Origin of the sequence: Roseovarius gahaiensis, assembly GCF_011601345.1 — a bacterium.
In the GTDB taxonomy this organism is placed as follows: domain Bacteria; phylum Pseudomonadota; class Alphaproteobacteria; order Rhodobacterales; family Rhodobacteraceae; genus Roseovarius; species Roseovarius gahaiensis.
In genome coordinates, this window is the sequence record NZ_JAAORB010000071.1 from 2,501 (window position 1) to 6,798 (window position 4,298).

The following is a 4,298-nucleotide window of genomic DNA, read 5'->3' on the forward strand; positions in this document are numbered from 1 at the left end:
TCGTTTATAGAGATACAATAACGACACTGTTTGGTGTCTGCGAGTGTGCAGACATCTCAGATCGGTTCCCCTTCGGGGGACGGCATTTGTTAGGCTGCTTCCTCAACCTGATTTATGTATCCCGGCTGAAATGAACGGTGTTGTCCAAGTCAAGTACACTAACCCGAGCGATCGCAAGATCGCTCATGTCTGGTCCCAAGCGGGCCAGGCGGGAAAAGTATGACTTTTGGTTCAGAATAAGGGCGGTGGTTTGTTACCAGCTTCCACTGCCGTGATAGATGAATGTCTGTCTTTTTCTGGATCAAATCAAGCGCGAGAAGGGCGTTTGGTGAATGCCTTGGCAGTAAGAGGCGATGAAGGACGTGATACTCTGCGATAAGCCATGAGGAGCTGAGAATAAGCTTTGATCCATGGATTTCCGAATGGGGCAACCCACTTGATTGTTTCCAGTTATCGCGCAGCGATAACCACTCTGTGCCTGCTTTATGCAGGTTGGGGCGGTTGCTGTGTGGTTATCTGGATGCAAAACCAAGTACTTAAAACCTGAATACATAGGGTTTTAAGAGCAAACCCGGAGAACTGAAACATCTAAGTACCCGGAGGAAAGGACATCAATTGATACTCCCCTAGTAGCGGCGAGCGAACGGGGACTAGCCGAGCCTTGAGAGTGACCAGAACATGTTGGGAAGCATGGCCATAGCGGGTGACAGCCCCGTATGGGAAGCTCGATAGGACGTATTAAGTAGGGCGGGACACGTGAAATCCTGTCTGAAGATCGGAGGACCACCTTCGAAGGCTAAGTACTCCTTACTGACCGATAGTGAACCAGTACCGTGAGGGAAAGGTGAAAAGCACCCCGACGAGGGGAGTGAAACAGTACCTGAAACCGAACGCCTACAATCAGTCGGAGCTTGACTGGACTCTAATAACAATCTGCTGCAACAACGTGATCAGCGTATCACGGAGGGCGGCATGTCGGATCTTGCATTTATAACGGATGGCACATTTGCAGTTTTGGGACTTCTGGTCGGTTTAATCGACATGGGGGCCAATCACTGTCCGAATGACGGCTGTCTGGCCAAGAACGAGCGCACGCCTTATACAGGTATCTCGGTTGGCGACACGGTTTTCCAAGAAAACATGGTCGGCGAAGAGCTGTATATTCGGCGCGAAACCCGGCATGCGAATGGTCCCTTTCAATTGATGTACGGCATCTCGGCATCGTCAGATGGTGAGCTGTGGGCCGGTTTGGGCCATGGCTACACATGGACGAACCGCCAAGAGAACGTATTTGTGCAGCTTCATGCGATGGCTGGCCTTTATGAAGAGGGCAGCGGCGCAGATCTCGGCGGCCCGATCCAGTTTCGATCGGGGATCGACGTGGGATATCAGAACAAGGAAGGCGTTCGTATGAGCCTTGGGGTCGACCATCGGTCGAACGCGGGGCTTTATAGTTCGAACCCCGGCCTTGAAACGGTGCACTTTCGAGTGTCCCTGCCCACAAAATGATCGAGCCGGCCTCAAGTCGCGCGAAGCGCGGTAGGCCACAAAACTGGCCTCAAGTAGCGCGAAGCGCGGTAGGCCAACGAAAATGATTGTTATCAGTGTCCAGTCTTGTGACGGCGTACCTTTTGTATAATGGGTCATCGACTTGGTCTATCTAGCAAGCTTAAGCCGTTAGGTGTAGGCGCAGCGAAAGCGAGTCTTAATAGGGCGTCGAGTTAGATGGATCAGACCCGAAACCGAGTGATCTAGGCATGACCAGGCTGAAGGTAAGGTAACACTTACTGGAGGGCCGAACCCACATCTGTTGAAAAAGATCGGGATGAGTTGTGCCTAGGGGTGAAAGGCCAATCAAACTCGGAGATAGCTGGTTCTCTGCGAAATCTATTTAGGTAGAGCGTCATCCGAATACCCTCGGGGGTAGAGCACTGGATGGGTAATGGGGCCCCACAGGCTTACTGATCCTAACCAAACTCCGAATACCGAGGAGTACTAGATGGCAGACACACAGCGGATGCTAACGTCCGTTGTGGAGAGGGAAACAACCCTGACCTACAGCTAAGGCCCCTAATTCATGGCTAAGTGGGAAAGCAGGTGGGACGACCAAAACAACCAGGAGGTTGGCTTAGAAGCAGCCATCCTTTAAAGATAGCGTAACAGCTCACTGGTCTAAATAAGTTGTCCTGCGGCGAAGATGTAACGGGGCTCAAGCCATGAGCCGAAGCTTAGGATGCCGTAAGGCATGGTAGCAGAGCGTAGTGTGACATGGTTTCTATCCTCTTTAGTGTCCTTCGGGGCACCTTGGAGGAAAAGAAATCTTCGATGAAGCTGGGGCGTGAGCCATCCGGTGGAGAGATCACTAGTGAGAATGATGACATGAGTAGCGACAAACAGGGTGAGAGACCCTGTCGCCGAAAGTCCAAGGGTTCCTGCTTAAAGCTAATCTGAGCAGGGTAAGCCGACCCCTAAGGCGAGGCCGAAAGGCGTAGTCGATGGGAACCAGGTTAATATTCCTGGGCCAGATGGAAGTGACGGATCTCGAAGGTTGTTCGTTCTTATTGGATTGAACGGGCCGCTTAGAGGTTCCTGGAAATAGCTCCATCGCTAGATCGTACCCTAAACCGACACAGGTGGACTGGTAGAGAATACCAAGGCGCTTGAGAGAACGATGTTGAAGGAACTCGGCAAAATACCTCCGTAAGTTCGCGAGAAGGAGGCCCAGTTTCTACGCAAGTATTGGCTGGGGGCACAAACCAGGGGGTGGCGACTGTTTACTAAAAACACAGGGCTCTGCGAAGTCGCAAGACGACGTATAGGGTCTGACGCCTGCCCGGTGCCTGAAGGTTAAAAGGAGGAGTGAGAGCTCTGAATTGAAGCCCAGGTAAACGGCGGCCGTAACTATAACGGTCCTAAGGTAGCGAAATTCCTTGTCGGGTAAGTTCCGACCTGCACGAATGGCGTAACGACTTCCCCGCTGTCTCCAACATCGACTCAGCGAAATTGAATTGCCTGTCAAGATGCAGGCTTCCCGCGGTTAGACGGAAAGACCCCGTGCACCTTTACTACAGCTTCGCACTGGCATCAGGATTGTGATGTGCAGGATAGGTGGTAGGCTTTGAAGCAGGAACGCTAGTTCTTGTGGAGCCTCCCTTGAGATACCACCCTTCGCACTCTTGATGTCTAACCGCGGTCCGTTATCCGGATCCGGGACCCTGCGTGGCGGGTAGTTTGACTGGGGCGGTCGCCTCCTAAAGCGTAACGGAGGCGCGCGAAGGTTGGCTCAGAGCGGTCGGAAATCGCTCGTTGAGTGCAATGGCAGAAGCCAGCCTGACTGCAAGACTGACAAGTCGAGCAGAGTCGAAAGACGGCCATAGTGATCCGGTGGTCCCGAGTGGAAGGGCCATCGCTCAACGGATAAAAGGTACGCCGGGGATAACAGGCTGATACTGCCCAAGAGTCCATATCGACGGCAGTGTTTGGCACCTCGATGTCGGCTCATCTCATCCTGGGGCTGGAGCAGGTCCCAAGGGTACGGCTGTTCGCCGTTTAAAGAGGTACGTGAGCTGGGTTTAGAACGTCGTGAGACAGTTCGGTCCCTATCTGCCGTGGGTGTAGGATACTTGAGAGGAGTTGCCCCTAGTACGAGAGGACCGGGGTGAACGATCCACTGGTGGACCTGTTGTCGTGCCAACGGCAGTGCAGGGTAGCTATGATCGGACAGGATAACCGCTGAAGGCATCTAAGCGGGAAGCCCCCCTCAAAACAAGGTATCCCTGAGGGCCGTGGTAGACCACCACGTCGATAGGCCGGAGATGTAAGCGCAGCAATGCGTTCAGTTGACCGGTACTAATTGCCCGATAGGCTTGATTTGATCCAGTAATAGCCAGACATGGCTTCGGATCCAAAAGCATACACAAAACACAAGTACGCGACTTGGACAGTCAAGGATTTTTCTCGGTTTGGTGGTCATAGCAAGAGCAAAACACCCGGTCCCATCCCGAACCCGGCCGTTAAGTGCCTTAGCGCCGATGGTACTGCGTCTTAAGACGTGGGAGAGTAGGTCACCGCCAAACCTAGTAAAATCCTCGACCCGTATCTCTCATAAACGATGGCCCCAACCCAAAACCATACCTCGGGGCCAAAATTGCCGCTTCCAAAACAGAAGCGACATACCCAGGCCAAAATACCGATAAACTCACGGGTGGCCAACATAATGTCGCGGGATGGAGCAGTCCGGTAGCTCGTCAGGCTCATAACCTGAAGGTCGTAGGTTCAAATCCTACTCCCGCAACCAA

Annotated in this window: 1 tRNA gene and 2 rRNA genes; all 3 read left to right on the top strand. The window is 52.9% G+C overall.

From position 1 onward, the window contains the following. Positions 1-304: 304 nt before the first annotated feature. The 3 genes from HAT86_RS16640 (at position 305) to HAT86_RS16650 (ending at position 4,297) form a co-directional block, all read left to right on the top strand. Positions 305-3,874, top strand: a 23S ribosomal RNA gene (locus HAT86_RS16640). 87 nt (positions 3,875-3,961) lie between these two features. Then, positions 3,962-4,076: ribosomal RNA gene (gene rrf / locus HAT86_RS16645) — 5S ribosomal RNA — on the top strand. Between the two features lie 144 nt (positions 4,077-4,220). Then, positions 4,221-4,297 (top strand) — tRNA-Met (locus tag HAT86_RS16650). Position 4,298 lies beyond the last annotated feature (1 nt).